Here is a 21330-nt window from a genome sequence, read left to right on the forward strand (position 1 = left end):
AAATACGGTAAGAAAGAGGTACGCTATGCTGGTTGCGGAACGATACGACAAAATTGTACAGCTGGTAAATGAGAGAGGCAGTATTAGGGTAACGGAGCTGAGCGAGCTGTGTCAGGTAACCGAGGAAACGATTCGGCGCGACCTTGACCGCTTGGAACAAGCCGGACGATTACGCCGCTCCCATGGCGGTGCGGTAAGCGTGAAGGATCAGCAGCCGGAAATTCCTTATTTTGAGCGGGAGGTCACGCGTGCGGATGAGAAGAAGCGTATCGCTGAGGAAGCGGTTAAGCTGATTCAACCGAAGGATCGCATCCTGCTCGACGCGAGTACGACTGCGTGGTACATGGCGGCGAGTATGCCGGACATTCCGCTAACGGTACTCACTAATTCCATTAAGGTTGCGATGGAGCTAAGCAGTAAGGAAAAGATCGAGGTCATCTCGACGGGCGGGATACTGGCTTCACGTTCTCTGTCCTATGTCGGTCCGCTGGCAGAGCGTTCTCTGGATGCGTATCATGTAGATAAAGCGTTTTTCTCGTGCAAAGGCGTTCACCTGGAACGCGGCGTAAGCGAGTCGAATGAGCTGCAGGCACGAATTAAGCACAAGATGGTCGGTATGGCCGATCAGGTCATCCTGCTCGCCGATTCCAGCAAATTTGGCGTCCAAGCGTTTACGCATGTCGCCGACTTAAGCGATATCCATACGATTATTACCGACGGTCGCGTCTCGTCCGAGCTGCTATTGCAGCTTAAAGAGAAGCAAATTGCCGTCACGACAGTATAGCGGGTTTGGGGTGGCGCCGCGCTTCGGGCAGAGGCACGGCGTCACTCTCGTGCAGGTCATTTTTTTTAACTCAACTTGTCTGACAACCTGATAAAATAGACTTATGAACCTTGAAAGGGGCGCGGAGATGAAGGTTTCTTTATTTATTACTTGTCTTAGCGATGCGTTGTACCCGCGTGTCGGTGAAGCGATGGTGCGTCTGCTGGCGAAGTACGGCGTCTCGCTGCAGTTTCCGACTGTGCAGACATGCTGCGGCCAGCCTGCATTCAATAGCGGCTATTGGAAGGAAGCCAGGGAATCCGCGAAAACGATTTTGGATGCTTTTGAAGACAGCGACTTCGTCATTTCGCCATCCGGTTCATGTACGGGCATGATTCATCATTATCCTAAGCTGTTTGAAGATGATCCGGTCATGCTGGAGCGCGCGAACAGATTGCAAAGCAAATCGTATGAGTTTACTCAGTTTCTCGTGCAGGTGCTTGGCGTGACTGACGTTGGTGCAGCATTTCCGCATAAGGTTACGTATCACCCGTCCTGTCACGGCAGCCGAATTCTCGGTGTAAAAGACGAGCCGCTGGCGCTGATCCAAAACGTGAAGGGACTCGAGCTTGTGCCGCTGCCGTTCGCGGAGGATTGCTGCGGATTCGGCGGAACATTCGCAGTCAAAATGGCCGATATATCCGGTGCAATGGTTACGGAGAAAGTGGATCACGTGCTGGAAACCGAAGCGGAAGTGCTGGTTGGGCTTGATATGGCTTGTCTGCTCAATATTGCAGGGAACCTGAGGTACCGCAATGAGCCGGTTCGCGTTATGCACTTAGCAGAGCTGCTTTATGAAGGGGTGAAATAACGATGGGCGCCGGATCAAAGACGGAGGCAACGGTCAAAGCCAGAGCAGAGCTTGCGCTTAATGACGAGTTTCTGCGCAAAGCGGTGAGATTCACGACCGAGCGGCTTCGCAACGGGAAGAAAAAAGCATCCGAGGAGCACGGAAATTGGGACGAATGGCGGGAACGCGGCAAGCAAATTCGCCTCCATACGATCGCTCATCTCGACTACTATTTAAATTTGTTCGTGAACAATGCCCGCGCGAACGGTGTGCATGTGCATTTTGCCAATACGGGTGAAGAAGCGGTAAAACTGACGCTCGATATCGCCGAGCACGCGAACGCGAAATCGGTCGTCAAATCAAAATCGATGGTAACAGAGGAGCTGCATCTCAATCATGCGCTCGAATCGATCGGCGTTGAAGCTGTAGAAACTGATTTGGGTGAATACATTATTCAGCTGGCTGGCGAAATGCCGTCACATATCGTTATTCCCGCGATACACAAAAACCGTTACCAAATTGCTGAACTGCTTTCCAAAGAAGCCGGGTATACTTTGCCGCCTGATACGACAGCGCTTGCAGGCTTCGTCCGCAAAAAGCTGCGGGAAAAGTTTCTGGAGGCTGACATCGGCATGACCGGCTGTAACTTTGCGATTGCCGAGACCGGATCGATGGTGCTTTTTGAAAATGAAGGAAACGCCCGTATGGTCAGCACAGTACCGAAGACCCAAATTACATTGATGGGCATGGAGCGCATAATCCCTTCGTGGGAGGATCTCGAGGTAATGGCGACGCTGCTTCCGCGTTCGGCAACAGGCCAAAAGCTGACCATGTATATGTCGGGCATTACCGGCCCCCGTCGTTCAGAGGATGCGGATGGCCCGGACGAGATGCACATCATCATTGTCGATAATGGCCGCTCGCTGCAGCTGGGTGATCCCGAGTTCCAAGAGCTGCTCAACTGTATCCGCTGTGGTGCATGCTTGAACGCTTGTCCGGTTTATCGCCACATCGGCGGTCATGCATATGGGAGCACGTATAGCGGCCCGATTGGAGCCGTATTGACGCCATCGCTTAACAAAAACATTGCCGAATGGGACGATATCGCCAACGCATCGAGTTTGTGCGGCGCTTGTTACGAGGCCTGTCCGGTCAAAATCCCGCTGCATGATATGCTCGTTTATTTGCGTAGGCGCAAGGTGGAGAGCGGCAACGGCAATAAGCTGGAATCGATCGGCATGCAGGGCTTTGCCACCGTTATGGGTAACTCCTCCCGCCTTGGAGGCATGCTTCGCCTCGGGAAGCTGGGACAGAAGCTCGTTGTGCGGAGCGGCGTCATCAAGACGAAGCTGGGTCCCCTTAAAGGGTGGAATACGTACCGCGTAACCCCGAGCCTGCCGAAGGAGTCGTTCCGGGACCGCTGGGATACGCTTGATCAGGAATTGAAGCAAGGACTGAAGCAAATGGAGCCGTCCATGCAACAACGGATGGAAGAGCTTGTGAAAAAGCGCGAGCTGGAACAGAAGGAAGGCAAAGGGGGACACGGTCATGGCTGATACGCATAAGCAGTGGTTGGAGAAGCTGGAGGCAGAGTCGCGCGCAAAGCAGGAGTTGTTTATGAACGATATTGCCGCGAAGCTCAGGCATCCGAGAATGACGCAGCCGCCGCAGCATCCGTACCGCGGGGCTCCTGATTTCTGGAAAGCTTTCGAGTGGCCGGAAGAGGAACGCATTAAAGAGTTTACAGACAATTTCCTCTCCGTAGGCGGTCATGTAGCAAGGCTTCAAACGATGGACGAGGCGAAGGAATATATTGTTCAAAAGGCTCAGGAAATGAGCGCGAAGTATGTCGTGCGTCAAAATCAGCCTGAGCTGGATGCGCTGGATTTGGAGGAAGCGCTGACGGATTCGCAGGTATCGGTATGGAACACGGATCCGGAGCAGTACTGGAGGGCCCGTGCTGCAGAAGCGGATTTTGGTATCGTCATCGCAGATCATGCAGTCGCTTACACGGGCTCGGTTACCGTGTTGTCAGCTGAAAATAAAGGCCGTTCGGTCAGCTTGCTGCCTACCGTACTTATCATTATTATTCCGGTTGAACGGCTGAAAACACGGCTGGGCGAGGTGCTTGAGACGTTCGATCAGGCAGGACGCGACCAGCTTCCGGCGGGCATACATTTTATATCCGGCCCAAGCCGTTCTTCCGATATTGAAAATGATCTCACAATCGGCGTCCATGGACCAGGTATCGTCTATGCACTGCTTGTTGGATAATTGATCATTTGTTCCAGGAGGTGGTAGTCCATGCACTCGCTAGACGTGGTTAAGCTGTCGAAACGCAATCATTACGAGGAAATTACCGATCAAGTAAAGCGTCTTATCGTAGAAGGGAAGCTGAAGGTAGGGGATAAGCTGCCATCTACGAAGCAAATGTCCGAGCAATTCGGGGTGGGACGCTCGACTACCCGCGAGGCTTTAAGCGCGCTCAAAGCGATGGGAATGATCGAAATTCGTCAAGGCGGCGGCTGCCGCGTCATTAGCAGCGCTCCCGCTGAAGTAGAGCTGCCGGAGCTGCAATCGCTCCGACTTAATCGCGAAACGGTGCTGGAGCTGTTAGAGGCCCGCGAGTCGCTGGAGGTTTCAAACGCAGCAATTGCCGCAGCTAAACGAACGGAAGAGGATCTTATTATACTGCGCAGTCTTATTGACGAGATGGAGCGTTCTGCAGGTGACGAAGCAGAAGGAGAGCGGCTGGATCTCCATTTTCATTTGACGCTTGCCAAAGCAACTCACAATTCCATCATAGTGCGCTTGTTTGAGTCGATAATGAATCATATCGAAACGGCGATCCACGATATTAGGCGAGTCGAGCTGTACGCTAGCACAGCTGTTGCGGAGCGTTTGTACAAGGAGCATTCGGCGATCTTCGAGGCCATCGTCAAGCAGGATTCCGAGCTTGCCGCCGGGAAAATGAAGCAGCATTTGCAGCATATTGAGAGCATTGTGCTGAAGCATTTGGGCAAGTAATTCGAAACAGAAAGGCCGAGACACTCAGCTATGTTACGACAGCTGGTGACTCGGCCTTATTACGCTTCTATTGCTTTATAGTCGCTAAATATTTCTTAATAAACGCCTTTGCTTTATCCTGGTTTTTACTGTCGGCGCGTATGCCGATGATCATGCTCTCTTTGTAGAGCGGAAGTTCGTCGACGATGGCAGTATCGCTTAAATCGATGCCGTAAACATGCTCTTCCGTGTCCTCGTCGGTTTTCAGCTTCATCGCTAAACCATCCTTGAGCAGCGGCTTCAGTTCGCCGGAAACATCGTTATCCAAGTTTATCAGCATGCCTTGCGCGCCTACCCACTTGAAAATATTGCGGTCCATAATATACACATCTGGATGCTCGGTCGCCAGGATGAGCACTGCTTTCTGCATGTAAGCATATTGATTCTGTTCATCTGCCGGGACGAAGGTCACCATTGTGACAAATCTTTTCCATTCGGGAAACGCTGCCAAAAGCGCTTTTTCTAATGGCTCTTCTTTGGGAGCATCTTCCCTTAGCATGTAATTCCCCATAAATGATACGTTTAAGTCTACAGGCGGCAGATTTGCGAGCCGTTCCTGCTCTTCGCGATAATCGATAAAGCTAATAATGCCGTAAATAATCAATGCAACTGCAGCGATAGCGCCAATCGTATGAAATTTGTAATAGCGCCAGAAATGATCCATTTTCTGAGCTTGTCCAGCCATCTTCTTGTATTTACCGTATTCTTGTTCGTTAAAGGCGTCTGTCAGCTTGCGGTCCTCATACTCCAAAATAAACCGGTATGCTTGTGTAATCTTCGCAAAAGAATCATCTGTGCCCTCCGTGCCTTGCTTTTGCTGCGATCGGGAGCGTGCTTGACGCATCAACGTCGTATAACGTTTTTCTACTTCCTCTTTGGTCGCAAATTCCGGCAGCCCCATAGTTTCATAGGCTTGTTTTAATTCGTCCACTTGTGTCACCTCTATTAGTAAGTAGCTCCTATATGATTCCTATCTATTAGTATACGGAATTCCGCAACTAACGCAAACTTTGGCGTATTCTATCCGACATTCATCTGAATTTTGAACAAACTGAACGATTTATTGACTTCCTATCCGCTCCCGATCTGCTATTCTAACAGTAACCACAACTTGGTTCAGGGACAGCTTTGTAAAATAGAGTGAGTTTTGTTAACCAAACGTATAGGAGGGTGCAGCAATGACCGTTTCGTTAAAATTTGATTTTGGTATCGGCGCCATGCCGGATGCGCCGTACATACAAGTGCTGCCGGACACGGCTTACAGCGAAGCGCTGGGCTATGGCTTCGAGAATAATGAGCGGGTATACTCGCGTGACCGCGGCGAGGCCGACCGTCTGCACGGTGCGTTCTGCATACCGCTGGAAGCGGTCTTCGCAGTTGACTTGCCAAACGGCTGCTATACGGTCACGGCTACGATAGGGGACGCAATCGCGCCGACCTCAACCATGCTCAAATACGGAGTAGGACGAGTCGTGCTTCATAAAGCAGTCACCTCGGCAGGTCAATACGCTATTCACAGCTTTACCGTTAAAGTTACGGATGGCAAGCTAAGGCTGTCTTTTTCCGGAGCAGCACCTAGAATTAATGCACTTCAAATCAACGAAGCCAAGCAAGCGACAACGATTTTTCTGGCGGGCGATTCGACCGTTACCGATCAGGATACGTTTCCTTATGCGGGCTGGGGACAAATGCTGCCGTTATATTTCAAGACGGATGTAGCGGTCGACAACCATGCTAAGTCAGGAAGAAGCTCAAAGAGCTTCATTGATGAAGGCAGGCTAGCGGCCATATTGGAGCAAATAAAGCCGAATGATTATTTGTGGATTCAGTTCGGCCATAATGATCAGAAGCCGGACACGGAACGGGCTACTGAACCATTTGGCAGCTACAAAGAAATGCTGTCGATCTATGTGAAGGAAGCACGGGCGCGGGAAGCGAGACCCGTGCTCATTACACCGATGCACCGCCGCAAGTTCGACGGACAAGGCCGCATTATCGACACGCACGGCGATTATTTGCTAGGCATGATGCAATTGGCGGCGGAGCTGGACGTGCCGCTTATCGATCTGGCTGCAAAGAGCAAAGCGTTATACGAGCAATTAGGTGACGAACCGTCGAAAGCGCTGTTCATGTGGGCGTATCCCGGCGAGTTCATCCATTTTCCCGAGGGCGCCCAGGACGATACGCACTTTCAAGAGCTTGGCGCCATCCAAATTGCCGGCTTAGTCGCCGAAGGCGTGAAGGAACTCGGTCTGTCGCCGCTAAGCTTGTACTTAAAGGGGCTTTAACAACAGCAATAACTATGCAGAAGGGGGACTTGCCCGGGTAAGGCCGATGGACCGAACGAAGGGAAGTCTCTTATTGGCTAATCTGGACGATCACATGAAGCGCGAGAGGAAACCGACAATTATGGGCCGACATAATAGGATGGTATAATGAAGCTGTACGAAAATATACAAACGAGGGAGCCCGCATGTTTGATCCAACCGTGTTTGAAAATTTGAAAGTCGCGTTTGAAAATCAGCTTTATGATTTGGATAATTTGGATAAAAAAATTCAAATCATTAACCGGATAGACCGGCTTGAGATGGCCGTCATGTCGCGCACGTTTGCGCTGCGGTTTATACTTACAGATCAAAAGGAAGTATCCGCTGAAATATCGCTTGATGCTTCATTAAAGGATTTGGCAGCGGAAATTTTGGAGCTGCAGGGCGAAGCGCCGGCCTGTACGCTGCGTTTAAGATTTTATATGCAGATAAATGAAGCGGCGGTTGTGTGCAAGCAAATTGAGCACATCCTCCAGCATATTTGGAACCCGGAAATTGCGCCGACACAAACGATCAGCTATGTTTACGGACAAGAGAAAGCCATCTATTCGAACACGATTGAGCTAGGCTTTAACCGGAAAATAAGCGAGGAACAAATGGATGATATTCCAGAACTGATCGAGCATGTGCTGCAGACGCTTAAAGAATTGAACGGAATATTGGAATAAGCTTCGGTATAACTCAATCTGCCTCGTAGAAGTTTGTTGAAAATACTGTCTGTTCCCATTCGTGAGAGGCTGTGCTATGATAGGGGGTAACAACTAAAGCAGAAATTCCGGTGCCGCGTATTAAGACGCGAATGGCGGCCGGGAGAGGTTCGCGAACTCCCTCTATAAAAAACTATGCGAAACGATGGCCCGTCAGGAGGCATCGTCGTTTTTGCGTTCGGCGCGATGCGGGTCCTACCGCTTCGCGCCGTTTCTTTGGTTTTTTAGTTTCAAACGAAGGATTTCGGGCAATCTCTGTCTTCTGAGTCAAGAGAGGGAGATGCAGCATGAAAAAGGAAAAAGCGGTAGTCGTTTTTAGCGGCGGACAGGATAGCACGACATGTCTTTTCTGGGCGATGGAGCGGTTCGCCGAAGTAGAGGCCGTGACCTTTAACTATGGACAGCGTCACAAGCTGGAGCTGGAATGCGCGGCTGATATAGCAAAAGAATTAAACGTCAAGCATCACATACTCGATATGTCGCTGCTGAACCAATTGGCACCAAATGCGCTAACTAGGGATGACATTGCCATCGAGCAGAAGGAAGGAGAGCTGCCTTCGACTTTTGTGGACGGACGCAACCTGTTGTTCCTTACTTTTGCTGCTGTGCTTGCGAAGCAAATTGGCGCAAAGCATATCGTAACGGGTGTCTGCGAAACGGATTTTAGCGGATATCCGGACTGCCGGGACGTGTTTATAAAGTCTCTGAACGTTACGCTCAATTTATCCATGGATTATCCATTTGTTATCGATACACCGTTAATGTGGCTGAACAAGGCGGAGACATGGGAACTGGCCGATAAGCTTGGCGCTTTCCAATTCGTCAGGGAACGGACATTAACCTGCTATAACGGCATAATGGCGGACGGCTGCGGACATTGTCCTGCATGCCTGCTTCGCAAAAAAGGGCTGGATGATTATTTGGTCAAACGTGAGCAGGGGGGGACAAGATGATGCTGCAGCAGATTTATCCGGCAGCCAATCACCCTTATCAATACGAGCTTAATAAAGACTTACATTTTGCCGCGGCACATTTCGTACCTGCGGAGGAGGCGGGCAAATGCCGTCTGCTGCACGGACATACGTATTACGCGAACGTTACGGTAGCCGGCGATGAGCTCGATGCAGCAGGCTTTCTCGTCAATTTTGCGGTCATTAAGCAGCTCATCCATACCCGGTTCGATCATTCGGTGCTTAATGACGACACAGAGAGCTTCGACGACGTGAACCCCGACCGATTCCCGACAACCGAGGTGGTGGCGCGCACGATTTGCGAAATCGTTCAAAAGCATTTGGACGGCACGGCTAATCGTCCGCAATGTGTCCAGGTATACTTGCGTGAAACGCCGACGAGCTATTGCATTTACCGGCCGAAACGGAAGGCGGGATCCCATGTCGGCTAACAAACGGATTCCTGTCATGGAAATATTCGGGCCAACCGTTCAAGGGGAAGGTATGGTCATTGGCCGGAAAACGATGTTCGTCCGCACGGCCGGCTGCGATTACAGCTGCTCCTGGTGCGATTCTGCGTTTACTTGGGACGGCAGCGGCAAAGAAGATATCCGCCTGTTAACGGCGTTAGAAATTATAGAGGAATTGAAGCAAATTGGCGGCGATACCTTTGAGCATGTCACCATTTCGGGAGGCAACCCCGCACTGCTGCCTCAGCTTGGCGAGCTAATCGACCGGCTGCACGATGAAGGTATAAGCGTTGCGCTGGAAACGCAGGGCAGCCGCTGGCAGGATTGGTTTTGGGCAATCGATGAACTTACGTTGTCTCCCAAGCCTCCAAGCTCAGGCATGACTACAGATTGGTCGGTGCTTGACGATATTGTCGCCAAATTGAACGGGCAGGAGCGGAACTTCTGCCTGAAAACGGTCGTGTTCAACGATGCTGATTTGGAATATGCGACATCCGTCCACTTGCGCTACCCGCATATTCCGTTTTATTTGCAAGCGGGTAATGGGAATTTACAAGAGACGGAGCCAAGGCTTATGCTTCCCTATCTAGTGGAGCGTTACGAATGGCTGATCGAGCGGATTATGCCGAACCCTGACTTGAAGCGGGTTCACGTGCTGCCGCAGCTTCATACTTGGGTATGGGGCAATAAAAAAGGCGTTTAAACGCGTTTAACACATATACAAAGGAAAGGTCGGTAGCGACTATGGAAGGAAGAAACAAAGAAGAGCTGAACGGCGTGACGCTGCTCGGCAATCAAGGAACGCAGTACTTGTTCAACTATGCGCCTGACATTTTGGAGACGTTTGTTAATAAGCATCCGAACCGGGACTATTTTGTAAAGTTCAATTGCCCGGAATTTACAAGTCTCTGTCCAATGACGGGGCAGCCGGACTTCGCAACGATTTATATTTCCTATATTCCGGATCTTAAAATGGTAGAAAGCAAGTCGCTCAAGCTGTATTTGTTCAGCTTCCGCAATCATGGCGATTTCCACGAGGACTGCATGAACATCATTATGAATGATTTGATTGCGCTAATGGAGCCCAAGTATATAGAAGTATGGGGCAAATTTACGCCGCGAGGTGGCATCTCTATCGATCCGTATTGCAACTGGGGCCAGCCTGGTACCAAATATGAGCAAATGGCGGAGCATCGCCTCATGAATCATGATATGTATCCAGAGAAAATAGACAACCGTTAGTCCCCAGCTGGACTAACCACACTTTAGACCGTCCATGCCACCTAGCGTATGGACGGTATTTTGCTACCTGCTTGACGTTTTATTCGCCCCGCACTCTGCGCTGATACGCAAAATGGTTTGTAGGACCATGTCCGCCGCCTATTCCGAGCTGATCCTCAATCGCGGCCTGAATGAAGCTTTTTGCGGTTTGAACCGCTTCCGCAACCGATTTTCCGCGTGCTAATTGTGCAGTTACAGCTGCTGAGTAGGTGCAGCCCGTACCGTGTGTATGGCGGGTTTCGACCCGTTTGCTTTCCATATAAACAAAGCTTGCTCCATCGTACACGAGGTCAACGATTTCGTCAGCATGTCTGTCGTGTCCGCCTTTTATGACGACATACTTCGAGCCCATTTGAATGAAGCGTTTAGCCGCTTCTTCCCGGTCACTCAATGTACGGATAGGCATCCTCGCCAGAATCTCCGCCTCTGGAATGTTGGGGGTCGTAACGAGCGCCAGCGGGATCAAAAATTTAATGAGAGTCTGCAGCGCTTCCTGCCTCAGCAGAGGAGAGCCGCCCTTGGCGACCATGACGGGATCGATGACCAGGCTGCGCCAGCGGTACTGCTCTACTTTTGCAGCTACGATACGTATGATTTCTGCATCAAATAACATTCCTGTCTTTACGGCATCAGGCTCTAAATCTTCACCAATCGAGTCAAGCTGCCTGCTAATAGCCGCACTTTCAATTGGGTATACCCCTTGAACACCGAGCGTGTTCTGGGCGGTAACGGCGGTTATAACGGACATTCCATATGCGCCCAGTTCTTGAAAGGTTTTCAGATCTGCCTGAATCCCCGCTCCGCCGCCGCAGTCTGAGCCTGCTATAGTCAACGCTTTATATATAGTCATCGCATCATATCCTCCAGTAAAAAAATAAAGGCCCGCCCGTTTCCGGAGGAAACGAGCGGACCCAAACGATCAACAAGGCTTGCGCGCATGCATGTAGGTCTCGTTCCACTTCCCTCCGCTGGAATGATCCAGATCAGGTTCCAAGGGTCCGGAGCGTGCGCCCCGTCTCAGCCGTCAGACTCCCCTAGTGAAATTAATAAGTACTTTTCCATTTGTATTTTTTCTACTATAGCATACACTGGAGATAATTAAACCATAATTATCCGAAAAGGCGTTGAATAGATGAAAAATTTGCTCGTTACCGGCTATCGCGCGCATGAGCTCAATATTTTTAGTCAGAAGCACAAGGGCATCGTATATATCAAAAAGGCATTAACCGGAAAACTTATTCCGCTCATTGAAGACGGCTTGGAATGGGTGATCACGCCTGGACAGTACGGCGTTGATTTATGGGCCTGTGAGGTCGTCATTTCATTAAAGGAGATGTATCCGCAGCTTAAGCTGTCGATTATATCGGCCTACAGCAACCCGGAGGAAAAGTGGAAGGACGATAAAAAAGAGTTCTATCAGCAGGTATTAAAAGGGGTAGACTATTACGCTGCGGTCAGCAATCAGCCTTACAGCGGGATCTGGCAGTTCACTGCGAGGGATGAGCTGCTGTTCAGAAAAACGGATGGGATTTTGCTCGTTTACGATGAGGATGCCGGTGAAGGCAGTCCTAGATTCTTTAAAGAAAAAGCGCTGAAAAAGCAGCACGCAGAAGGCTATGGATACATAAGCATCAGCTCGGAGGATATTCAAAGCATTGCGGATGAGGAAAATTTGTATATGGAGTGAATTTGTTAATTGACAAATAATGTACGTTCCATTATTATCTATTTTAACATATACCTAATTAGAAGATATTTAAATTAACTTATAAGGAGGAGCCAATTCCATGCAGTTAGATAAAGTTGTTGCCTATCATAAAGCACTGGCAGACGCGACAAGGATCAAAATGCTGATTATGCTGGCTGATGGTGAGCTTAACGGTCAAGTGCTTGCGGAGAAGTTAGGCGTTACTCCTGCCACTATCACTCATCACGCCACCAAACTGCGTGAAGCAAGTCTCATTAATGAGCGCAGAGATAAGAACACGATTTATTTTTCATTAAACCACTATTTCATCAAAAGCAACGGGACTGCTACCGAGCAGCTTATTTACAGGAATGCCGGGCAAGAAGGGGTGACGGAAAGCATGGAGGAAAGCCGTAAGCGTTTAAAGGAATCGGTCATCAAAAACTTTTTTACAGCAGACGGGAAGCTGAAGCATGTGCCTGTTCAGCTGAAGAAAAAATTGATTGTGCTCCAGCATATCGTATCTCAGCTTACGAAGGGGCAGAAGTACTCCGAGAAGGAAATTAACGAGTTTATTAAAGGCTACCATGACGATTTCGCAACGATACGCAGGGAATTTATTATGCATCAGCTTATGTTTAGAGAGAATGAAATTTATGAGATGAACCCTGAGGAGCTATGGACGAAGTGGGAAGCACTATCATGAGAGTCAACTATTTCTTGTAAGGCATGCTATAAAGAAAAAAGCAATTGGAGATGCTAACTGATTTTCTGGTTAGTACATTTCCCGAGAGCCAACTAAATGTTTGGCATCCTAATTTTGTGGCAGTACAAAGTGACCTCGTTCCTAAGTGTTCGGTTACAAATCTAATTTATGAAAGCGGAAATTACAAAATAGAAGTCTTTGCATCAGTAGACCACTTAAAATCAGAATGTTAATTTCCGCAATTGTTAATTGAAGCCTACTAGGGGAGGAAACATTAGGCGGCCGTCAAAAAAATTACAAGAGAAGTGATATCGAAGATTCGTTCATATCTTTTCATTGACACTATCGTTTTTGAGTTGGTATACTATGGGAAATTGTAGATTACCAATTAATCTTATAGGATTAATTGAAAAATGGAGGTTATGTCAATGAGAAAATCGCAAGCATCGTACACCAAATTGCTAGCAGCACTCCTCTTATCCTTCTCGATTTTTTTCACACATTCGGCAGTTTTCGCAGCTGCACCAGCTTCTTCAGCTTCATCAACAGTACAAGAGGACGGCGTAGAGCAGTATAAACAATTTTTGAAAGAGAAGTTTGGTATAAGACTTACAGGGACGGTAACGAAAGGTGAATTTATAGAAGCGGTAGCCGACATTTTAGGTTACGTGCCATCGGGTGAAAAAGTAACTTTCACAGATGTGAAGGAAGATCAAGCATTATTTTCATCCGCAGCGGCTTTATATGAGAATGGGATTTTATCCGGCCCCGCCATTCAAGGCGATCAAGTGTTAACAAACACCGTAGCGGTCTCGATTGCCGTAAGAGCGGCTGATTTGAAAGAGCTGGCTTATACATACCCATCGGCTAAGGTTAATAAAGTGCTCAGTCAGCTTAAAATAAAAAGCAGCGCACTCGGTACAAAAGGCGCACAGGAAGTTGCGGCGGCAGTTGACACTGGTTTGCTGCCTGATGAATTTCACAAGAACTTTAAGCCAAAAAGCGCGGCCAGCGATCAATTGATCCACACGCTGCTTGGTAAAGTACTTATTACTAAAGGTCTCTACAAGAAATATATCGGATACGTTAACGACGCCGATATTTACGCAAAGCTGAGCAGCGCCTACGAAACTTCCGACATTATTGATGCGCCTAAGCTGCAAACGTTGGTGAATACAGCTCTAAAACAAGATCTGATCACAGGCTACAGCATAAAGGACTCCCGCTTTGAACCTAACTTTATAGAATCATTGGCACTAGTCTATGGACATTCGGATTTCAAACACGCTATTCAACTGATTGGCCTGCTGCGCAGCGAAGGCCTCAATGCAAAAGTACAATTCGAGCCGAAAACATCCGCATTCATCCATTTGGCAGAGTGGGGCGATCCGGGCCCGAACGTCGTTCAAATTGAAAATGGCAATTTTATCGCCTATGCGAAAGAATATGATCTTGAATTTGAGTTTGCGACCGTGCAGGATAAAGCAGCTTTCCAAGACGTTATTTTGACGTATGCGAAGAAAAATGTGGTGGATCAAGCAGGTTTGATCTCCGGCTCATGGTGGCAGCCATTGTACTACTCTTCAACGGAGTTGAAGGATTATGAATTGATTACGAACAACTTCATTACGGATCCGGACAGTTCTTATACAGTTAATCCATTTTCGCTAAATGAAGACTCTGCAAAGGTGGTTGCCGGTCTGAAAGCTATCGACCCGGATGCAGTTATTACACCGATTCAATTTTGGGTGGATAAGCCGTTCTTCAGATACTTGCATGGTGAAGCGCTGTAAGCCATTCTTTGCTTCTATATGATTACTGGTACAGCCCTAGCTATCAATTGATGGTTAGGGCTGTTGTGTGTTATCGTTCAAAGAAAGGAGCTGTGGCGGATGACTAGTTGTTCGGATGCATTGGAGGCTTGGTTTAGAGAACATGCTGATTCGGAGAAGGCCGTTGCTATGGAAGCGTACATGCGAAATCAATTTTTATTTTTGGGCATTAAGTCAACGGAGCATACACAGCTTACACGGGAGTTTTGGAAGAAGGTTGATATGCCCAAAGGCGACGCGCTGCTCCAAACGGCAGAGCAGCTTTGGCAGCTGCCCGAGCGTGAATTCCATTATGCAGCAATGGCTCTGCTTGAGAAGTATAGTAAACAAGCGGATCAGTCGCATATCGCTGTATTGGAGCGCTGGGTGACGACTAATTCATGGTGGGATACGGTCGATTTTTTGGCGTCTCATCTCGTTGGTAACCATTTGGCGAAATATCCGGAATTGATTGCTTCCTATACGGGGCGTTGGATTGAATCGGACAACCTTTGGTTGCGCCGCACTGCGATTTTGTACCAGCTCAGATATAAGCAGCGGACCGACGCGGGACGGTTGTTTGATTATATCCGGCGTTCGAAGGAGGATAGCGATTTTTTTATCCGCAAGGCGATTGGCTGGGCGCTACGGGAATATGCAAAAACCGATGCAGCAGCCGTGCATCGGTTTGTTGAGGAAACATCATTGTCTCCGCTTAGTAAGAAGGAAGCGCTGAAGCATCTGGTATAACCTTAGTTATATCGGATTCCTAAGGGTTTACTGCCGCACCGAGGCACGGTATAAAGAAGAGGCTGCAATGGCAAACGCGGCTATAACGGCCATGCCCCAGAAGATATTCGAGAACGCTTGTGAGAGCGGAAGCGCGCTTTGCGCTGTAAGCGCAATACCGCTAATGGCGACACTGAACGCCCCGCTGATAAACTGCGCTAGCTGGAATAACCCCATTCCCGCTCCGACATGCTCTCCCGGTAAAATGCGAGACAGCTCGTTGGAGACGCTGGAATTTACAGCGGAGAATCCGACGCTCATCATTATATATACCGACATGATAACGTAAATGGAACGATCGGCAAACAAGGCAAAAAAACAAGCTGCGATTAAAAGCGGCCAGGGCGTGAGGCGAAGAAGCATGCCGTTGCCGTTGCGGTCAATTATTTTACCGATACGCCTTGAGGCCAGCATGGCAACGAAGGCGCCAGGGAATATAATGAGACCCGTTTGACCGGGCGTCAATTGAAACTGATGAATGAGCACCTGCGGAAGCAGGAACAGAGTTGCAAAGTTGCTCATGTAGGATATAATGCCGAGCGTAATTAAGCGCAAGTACTTTTTGTTTCTGAATAAAGAAGGCTGAACAAAAGGATTCGCAGCTCGGTTAATTCGAACCCAGAACAAAACAAGCGCTGTAACGCCGATAATAAGAGCTATCCATAATTGGTTCGTTAAGTACAACAGAACGCCGGTAGAACCAATACCGACCAGCACGGCTCCAGCAACATCGAAGGAGCCTTTGTTTGTCGTCTCTTTCGGCAGCAGACGATAGAACACGGGAATGAGCAGCAGTGAAATACCGGTTACGATAAACAAGTCGTTCCACCCTAAATACTGTGTAATCGCACCACCGACGACGGGGCCTAAGCCTAGACCAAGCGACGCGGCGGATGTAATAAGCGCCATCGATTTGCCGCGGCGGTTGAGCGGGATAAATCGGGTTGTTAGCACAATGGTCAAGCTTAGCACGGACCCTGCCCCTGTTGCTTGGATAAGTCTGGCGCAAAGCAGCAAGATGTAATGATGGCTGAAGAAGCCGAGGACGGAAGCACCGCCCATTGCAATCAATCCGATTGTGAGCAATAAGCGAATGGGAACAAAGTCAGACAGCCTGCTATAAGTAATGGATGAAATGGCGAAAATGATGGAATAGCCTGTAATAATCCAAGAGGCAGCGGTTGAAGAAAGCTGAAACTCTTCGGTTACTTGAGGCAAAGCCAGGTTGAACATCATCGTATTCATAATGACGAGTATAATGGTTAAACCAAGCAAAGGGATGACAATGCCGTCTCTAAATGCTGGTCGCTCCTCTGCTGTTATTGAGGGCGTGGTTACTGCTGCAGCGTTTCTCATGAGACCTCCAAAGGATAGGATATGTTATTTCAATATCGTATTAGTTTCATTATTCGATTATAATCGAACTATTAAACTATAGCATGAGACTCGGGATAATGCAATGAATAGCAAAAAGCCATGGCTGCGGTAAGCGGTCCATGGCTTTTTGCTAAGTTTTTTGGTTAATGTTTCAAGGATTATTACGTTATTGAACGGTAAAATATACCGTCTCTACGATCGGCTTTTGCTTATTGCGGTCCAGGACGGCATCGGACCCTATAGTAGAAAACTTGACGGAAGCGGTGATGCCGGCATCCATGCCGGTCACACGGAGCATCGCGACATTACCTTGCAGCGATACGGATGTCGGTGTAATCCTTCTGCCACCCGCAACTAATTCAAAGCTGTTGAGTTGGATGCCGCTGACTTCTTCGCTTAACGTAATGAAAAGGACGGATGACCAGCCTTCGACAGCCGAGATCTCAGGACGCGCGTTGTCACGATCTATGCCTGTAAACGTAACTTCCCCGCGGCCGGAGGAGGTATCGAGGCGCTCGCCCTGCAGATCGGCGATTCGTCCGATGTCCGACTTGTAAGTCAGTTTATACGTTTTATCAGGACGAAGTGGACTTGTAGCTCCGACAAAGAGATGAATCGTTACCTTCAGACGATCCTCGGATACTTGATAGCCGGCATGGGAGTCTTTTGTCATATTTACAGCAGTACGGTCCGTTTCATTATATAGCGCGTAAACATTCTGTTCAGCGCCAGTCACCGGCTCAGAAAATTCAACTTCAAACGTGTAACGGTCTTTCACGATCACCGATTTGATCCGGGGGGATCCATTGTCTTGACTGATTCCCTGGAACGATACCAAGTAAGGCTTGGAATCTGTTTGAGTTATTAGGCCGTTCCAGCCTGCGCCATCCGTTATGCCTTCGCCCCCGCCCAGTCGATAGGTTTTACCGGCCTCGAGCTTGGCTTCCAAATTGAGTGTCACCTGCGTGACGATTTTGTTTCTGTCATTCAACTGGTCGGAAGCAATCTTAACCGTGAGTCCTTCCCCATCAATAAGCCGGAACGAAGCGGCGCTGACGTTTTTGACCGGTTCGCTGAAATGGACGGTAATCGCCGTATTGTTAACGGGAACAACCTTTGTAACAATCGGCAAGCTGTTTGTTTCGTTTATACCGGCAAAGTGCTTGCTGTTTTCGTCATTCGACGTTTTTAAGCCCGGTATGCCTGTAATTCTGGCTACATATACATGGCCTTCTTTGAATAACGACGGGTTAGGTTGATCCGTTTTCCGGAATTGAATGCGAATCATGCGATCGTCACCTTGCTTAATCACAAAGTAATAGCGCCAATCCGACATGGAGACGGATGAACCGTTGTCTGAAACGATGTCGATTTTAAGCCCGGAAAGGTCGATATTAGCCAAGGAGCGGTTAAAATAAAGATCCAGCACATTTTCGTTTACCGCGGCGATACTTTGCAGCGTAAGGGGGAGGACGCTATTTTTGCCTTTCCCCGCAAACGATATTTTCGTATCGGAGGCGATTGCGTTTCCGGTTTTATCCTTGATGCCGTTCAGAGTCAATGTATATATTTTTCCGTTCGTCTGATCGGCAGTCGTTAGCGTAACCGTCTTGCTGCTGTCGTTATAAGCGGCATTCCACGAATTGCCGAGCCCGCCATCAAAAACGTAATTCGCTTCCCTCTCAGCCGTCCCGCTGTCCAACGCTTCGCTGAAGGTGAGGATCACTTTGTTTTCCCCGAGCGTAATTTGCGTAAGCGCAGGAATCGTTTTGTCAACGACTGAACCGAAGTGAAGATCGGCTCGCATATCCATTATATTGCCTGACAAATCTTTGACATTTTTGACCGTAAGCGTATAGACGGTGGCGGCTGTCTGCTGCCCGGTTGTTATCGTCACTTTTTTGTTATCCGGGGAGAGGGTGACGCTCATGATGATCAGGTTTTTGTTGAAGGTGTAATTTGCTTTGTTTTCCGCAGAGCTTCTGTCAACCGACTCACTGAACAACAGTTCGATTCTGGCATCCGCTGTGATGACGCTTGACGTAATATACGGCTTGGTCGTATCGCGTAAGGAAACCCTGTATACCCACGTGCTTCCGTCCACCTTCAGCCTGTAAATCTCGCCGTCATTTTGCCAATCCGTTGTAAGGGTTACGCGCTTGCCGTCTTGGCTTAGTGAAACACGTACGATGCTGACAACTCTTCCGTTCTCCTTCTCCAATGCGAATTGTTCGATGGAAACTGAGCTTACGGCTGAGCGCAGATCGACTTGCACGACGTTATTTGAAACAGCATTCACAGATAAAATATCAAGCTTCTTATGCTCCGGGTTCTCATTCGGGTTCATGTCAATGAAAATAGAGTAAGCCGCTTCGACCAGCAGCGACCGCAGCGCATTCACCCGGTAATCCGATTGGGCGGGAATCCATTTCTTGTTGAGCGCGACGCCAACATCGTGCTTCGCCCATGGGGACACCTTGCCGACTACGGAAGCCGAGGATGAACCGGATGCGCCGTACGCCCTGACTAGCACGACAGCCAACTGCTCAATAGTCACATTGGATGTCGGAGAGAAGTTTCCGTTTCCTATCCCTTTCATCAGACCTGCTTTGGTCACCGCTTGAATTTCACCGAACGACCACCTTGTCTTCAGCACGTCACTGTAGGATGGCTTGGCTGTTTCTTTCTTCAATTCCCAAAGACGGAATAAAACCGCTGCGAATTGCTCGCGGGTCATCGGTGAATGAAGCCGGGAGCTGCCGTCATCAAATCCGGTAAATATGCCTTTTTTAACCAGAAAGCTGTACTTCTCTTCGGTACTGAGATGATCTGCAAGCACAGTTACAGCAGGTATTGCGGTTAACAACAGGACAACGGACAACAGGATCATAAACAGCCGTTTAATAGTAAATTCCCCCTCATTTGATTGTGGAATTTGCTTCCCTCTTATGGCATGGATTCCATGATTAGCCTCATGACGTGTTATCGCGGCTGAATGTTTCAGGGATGGGAGGGGTTTTGAGAGTTTTTTTTCGGGAGCTTGTCTTCAGTCGTTATCCATTTCATAGGGGGAGTTGAAGTGTACGGGCATATATTTAAAAAGCGAACATATGTTTGTGTTATTGCGTGGTGATGTGATATATTAATTTCAGAATAATTGTTGAGAGGCGGAGTGAATATAATGGCTTCTATTCAGAACACAACTTTACATGAATTTGCGGATTTTTTAACTTGGTTGGAACAATTGAAGGAGACTGCAAACGAGTATTGGTTGAAACCGATTGCTGATGGCAAATGGTCGCTTAGAGAGATCTTGACGCATATCATGTTTTGGGACAAAAACAGCCTGGAAGTGATGGTACCGCACATGAAGGAAGGCGCTCAGCTCTTCTTTGCAGATATTGAGAAGCATAACACGGAAGCTGCTGAACTCGCACAATCATATACGATCCTAGATGTCCTTATTCAAGATACGATCAGAATGCGGCGGCAATTGCTTGAGCTGCTGAATGAACAATTTGACGGCACAACAAAGTTTACGATTGACAATAGCAATTATACATACAAGAAATTTGTTCATGTGTTTATTCATCATGATGAACATCATAGGAAGCAGATTGAGGCATTCTTGGAGCAGCAAAGCGCGTAGCACTGCTTATCTCAAATACTCCTTTCGCAAAAGATGCTTCCCGCATATAATGGAAGGAAGCTGGTTGAAATATTGGCTTGCGAAGCAGTTTTGCATTTGCAAAAGGAGGAAGCAATAATGGCTATAAGTAAGACAAAGAAAGCAAGACAGAAGCTTTCCCAGCGAGGGCTGTTGACACCAGAGTCGCTGCGGGGCAGCTGGCAGGGTGTGAATCCAAGTATGAAACGCACACCTACGTTACAGGAGAAGCAAACGAAACTGAATAAGAAGCACCGAAGGAATCACGCCAATTATAGCGATGATTCCTTTTACTTTTTAAAGTGCAGGTATGATCACGAAAATCAGATTGTTGAAAATAGATGTAAATCTGGATTAAACAGTTACGAACAAAAGGGGCTGTTCCATAGGTCATCGACCTTTTGAAACAGCCCCGCTCTTTGCTTGCCAATCCGTTACATAAGAAACGTACCGATTACGATCGATACACCGATAATGATGGAGCGAAGCAGCTGGGCGACGGCCATGTTGCCTTGCGCAATTTGTTCGCATACTTTAACGCGCGGCGTAAGAAAGTCGAACACGAGATAGACGAGGCATAAGATGACAATACCGATAGCGGACCAGATGAGCATGGATATCCATGAGTCAGAGCTGTACGAAACCATTCCGACAATGATACACAGACCGAGAAGCTTACTGCCCATGTACATGCCAGCCGCTTGATTGCCCTTGTTAATTTCCTCGGTATCGTTGTAACGGGTTAATTTACTGAATACGAATGCTCCTACGCTCAAAATAACGAGCAGAATAACAAGGCCGATGCTGACATTAACAGCATTTTGGGTAAATTCATTCATGTTTGTTCCTCCTAAAGTTTTGTGAAGCAAAACTGGCTTC

At 48.3% G+C, this 21330-nt stretch carries 21 protein-coding genes and 2 riboswitches; of the genes, 16 read left to right on the forward strand and 5 right to left on the reverse strand.

The window, feature by feature from the left end:
- Positions 1–25 precede the first annotated feature (25 nt).
- The 5 genes from DFP97_RS17055 to DFP97_RS17075 all read left to right on the forward strand — a co-directional run bounded on the left by DFP97_RS17055 (position 26) and on the right by DFP97_RS17075 (position 4640).
- On the forward strand, positions 26–784 hold the full coding sequence (locus tag DFP97_RS17055) for a DeoR/GlpR family DNA-binding transcription regulator (protein ID WP_114381396.1): 759 nt from the start codon (positions 26–28) through the stop codon (positions 782–784).
- 127 nt (positions 785–911) lie between these two features.
- Complete coding sequence (locus DFP97_RS17060; protein WP_114381397.1) at positions 912–1634, forward strand: (Fe-S)-binding protein; 723 nt, start codon at positions 912–914, stop codon at positions 1632–1634.
- Positions 1635–1636: 2 nt separating this feature from the next.
- Complete coding sequence (locus tag DFP97_RS17065) at positions 1637–3169, forward strand: LutB/LldF family L-lactate oxidation iron-sulfur protein (RefSeq protein WP_114381398.1); 1533 nt, start codon at positions 1637–1639, stop codon at positions 3167–3169.
- Positions 3162–3887: a LutC/YkgG family protein gene (locus tag DFP97_RS17070; protein ID WP_114381399.1), complete on the forward strand. Its 726-nt coding sequence runs from the start codon at positions 3162–3164 to the stop codon at positions 3885–3887. Before DFP97_RS17065 ends, DFP97_RS17070 begins: the two co-directional genes overlap by 8 nt.
- Before the next feature lie 30 nt (positions 3888–3917).
- On the forward strand, positions 3918–4640 hold the full coding sequence (locus tag DFP97_RS17075; protein WP_114381400.1) for a FadR/GntR family transcriptional regulator: 723 nt from the start codon (positions 3918–3920) through the stop codon (positions 4638–4640).
- 67 nt (positions 4641–4707) lie between these two features.
- Here the strand turns inward: DFP97_RS17075 and DFP97_RS17080 are convergent, their stop codons facing one another.
- The gene (locus DFP97_RS17080) at positions 4708–5610 is read right to left on the reverse strand and encodes a J domain-containing protein (protein WP_114381401.1); all 903 of its coding nucleotides are present in this window, start codon (positions 5608–5610) and stop codon (positions 4708–4710) included.
- Positions 5611–5857: 247 nt separating this feature from the next.
- Between DFP97_RS17080 and DFP97_RS17085 the strand changes: the two genes are divergently transcribed.
- The 6 genes from DFP97_RS17085 (at position 5858) to queF (ending at position 10375) form a co-directional block, all read left to right on the forward strand.
- Positions 5858–6967, forward strand: coding sequence for a rhamnogalacturonan acetylesterase (locus DFP97_RS17085; protein ID WP_114381402.1), 1110 nt, complete (start codon positions 5858–5860; stop codon positions 6965–6967).
- Positions 6968–7152: 185 nt separating this feature from the next.
- The gene (locus DFP97_RS17090; RefSeq protein WP_114381403.1) at positions 7153–7674 is read left to right on the forward strand and encodes a hypothetical protein; all 522 of its coding nucleotides are present in this window, start codon (positions 7153–7155) and stop codon (positions 7672–7674) included.
- Between the two features lie 138 nt (positions 7675–7812).
- Positions 7813–7856: riboswitch (PreQ1 riboswitch) on the forward strand.
- A gap of 144 nt (positions 7857–8000) precedes the next feature.
- Positions 8001–8666, forward strand: a complete 666-nt coding sequence (gene queC, locus DFP97_RS17095) for a 7-cyano-7-deazaguanine synthase QueC (RefSeq protein ID WP_114381404.1) — start codon at positions 8001–8003, stop codon at positions 8664–8666.
- Positions 8666–9115 (forward strand): 6-pyruvoyl trahydropterin synthase family protein, encoded by a 450-nt coding sequence (locus tag DFP97_RS17100; RefSeq protein WP_114381493.1) that lies wholly within the window; start codon positions 8666–8668, stop codon positions 9113–9115. Before queC ends, DFP97_RS17100 begins: the two co-directional genes overlap by 1 nt.
- Entirely contained in the window at positions 9105–9836 is a 732-nt protein-coding gene (queE, locus tag DFP97_RS17105) for a 7-carboxy-7-deazaguanine synthase QueE (protein WP_114381405.1), read from the forward strand. Before DFP97_RS17100 ends, queE begins: the two co-directional genes overlap by 11 nt.
- A gap of 41 nt (positions 9837–9877) precedes the next feature.
- Positions 9878–10375, forward strand: coding sequence for a preQ(1) synthase (gene queF / locus DFP97_RS17110; RefSeq protein WP_114381406.1), 498 nt, complete (start codon positions 9878–9880; stop codon positions 10373–10375).
- A 79-nt stretch (positions 10376–10454) separates the two neighbouring features.
- Here queF and thiD read toward each other — a convergent pair whose 3' ends face one another.
- Positions 10455–11264 carry a bifunctional hydroxymethylpyrimidine kinase/phosphomethylpyrimidine kinase gene (gene thiD, locus DFP97_RS17115; protein WP_114381407.1) on the reverse strand — a complete coding sequence of 270 codons (810 nt, stop codon included), beginning with the start codon at positions 11262–11264 and terminating at the stop codon, positions 10455–10457.
- 93 nt (positions 11265–11357) lie between these two features.
- Positions 11358–11460: riboswitch (TPP riboswitch) on the reverse strand.
- Between the two features lie 86 nt (positions 11461–11546).
- Here thiD and DFP97_RS17120 point away from each other — a divergent pair.
- From DFP97_RS17120 to DFP97_RS17135, 4 genes are all read left to right on the forward strand, one after another.
- Positions 11547–12101, forward strand: a complete 555-nt coding sequence (locus DFP97_RS17120; protein WP_114381408.1) for an SLOG family protein — start codon at positions 11547–11549, stop codon at positions 12099–12101.
- 100 nt (positions 12102–12201) lie between these two features.
- Positions 12202–12807 (forward strand): DUF2087 domain-containing protein, encoded by a 606-nt coding sequence (locus tag DFP97_RS17125; protein ID WP_114381409.1) that lies wholly within the window; start codon positions 12202–12204, stop codon positions 12805–12807.
- Positions 12808–13235: 428 nt separating this feature from the next.
- Positions 13236–14600, forward strand: a complete 1365-nt coding sequence (locus DFP97_RS17130; protein ID WP_114381410.1) for a hypothetical protein — start codon at positions 13236–13238, stop codon at positions 14598–14600.
- A gap of 99 nt (positions 14601–14699) precedes the next feature.
- A complete protein-coding gene (locus DFP97_RS17135; protein WP_114381411.1) occupies positions 14700–15368 on the forward strand; it encodes a DNA alkylation repair protein in 669 nt (222 codons plus the stop codon).
- Positions 15369–15395: 27 nt separating this feature from the next.
- Here the strand turns inward: DFP97_RS17135 and DFP97_RS17140 are convergent, their stop codons facing one another.
- A complete protein-coding gene (locus DFP97_RS17140) occupies positions 15396–16763 on the reverse strand; it encodes an MFS transporter (protein ID WP_114381412.1) in 1368 nt (455 codons plus the stop codon).
- A gap of 187 nt (positions 16764–16950) precedes the next feature.
- Positions 16951–19674 carry an Ig-like domain-containing protein gene (locus DFP97_RS17145; RefSeq protein WP_114381413.1) on the reverse strand — a complete coding sequence of 908 codons (2724 nt, stop codon included), beginning with the start codon at positions 19672–19674 and terminating at the stop codon, positions 16951–16953.
- 291 nt (positions 19675–19965) lie between these two features.
- Here DFP97_RS17145 and DFP97_RS17150 point away from each other — a divergent pair, with 291 nt between their 5' ends.
- Positions 19966–20433 (forward strand): DinB family protein, encoded by a 468-nt coding sequence (locus tag DFP97_RS17150; protein ID WP_114381414.1) that lies wholly within the window; start codon positions 19966–19968, stop codon positions 20431–20433.
- Between the two features lie 452 nt (positions 20434–20885).
- Here the strand turns inward: DFP97_RS17150 and DFP97_RS17160 are convergent, their stop codons facing one another.
- Complete coding sequence (locus DFP97_RS17160) at positions 20886–21290, reverse strand: DUF350 domain-containing protein (RefSeq protein ID WP_114381416.1); 405 nt, start codon at positions 21288–21290, stop codon at positions 20886–20888.
- Between the last annotated feature and the right edge of the window lie 40 nt (positions 21291–21330).

Origin of the sequence: Paenibacillus prosopidis, assembly GCF_003337375.1 — a bacterium.
GTDB lineage: Bacteria > Bacillota > Bacilli > Paenibacillales > Paenibacillaceae > Pristimantibacillus > Pristimantibacillus prosopidis.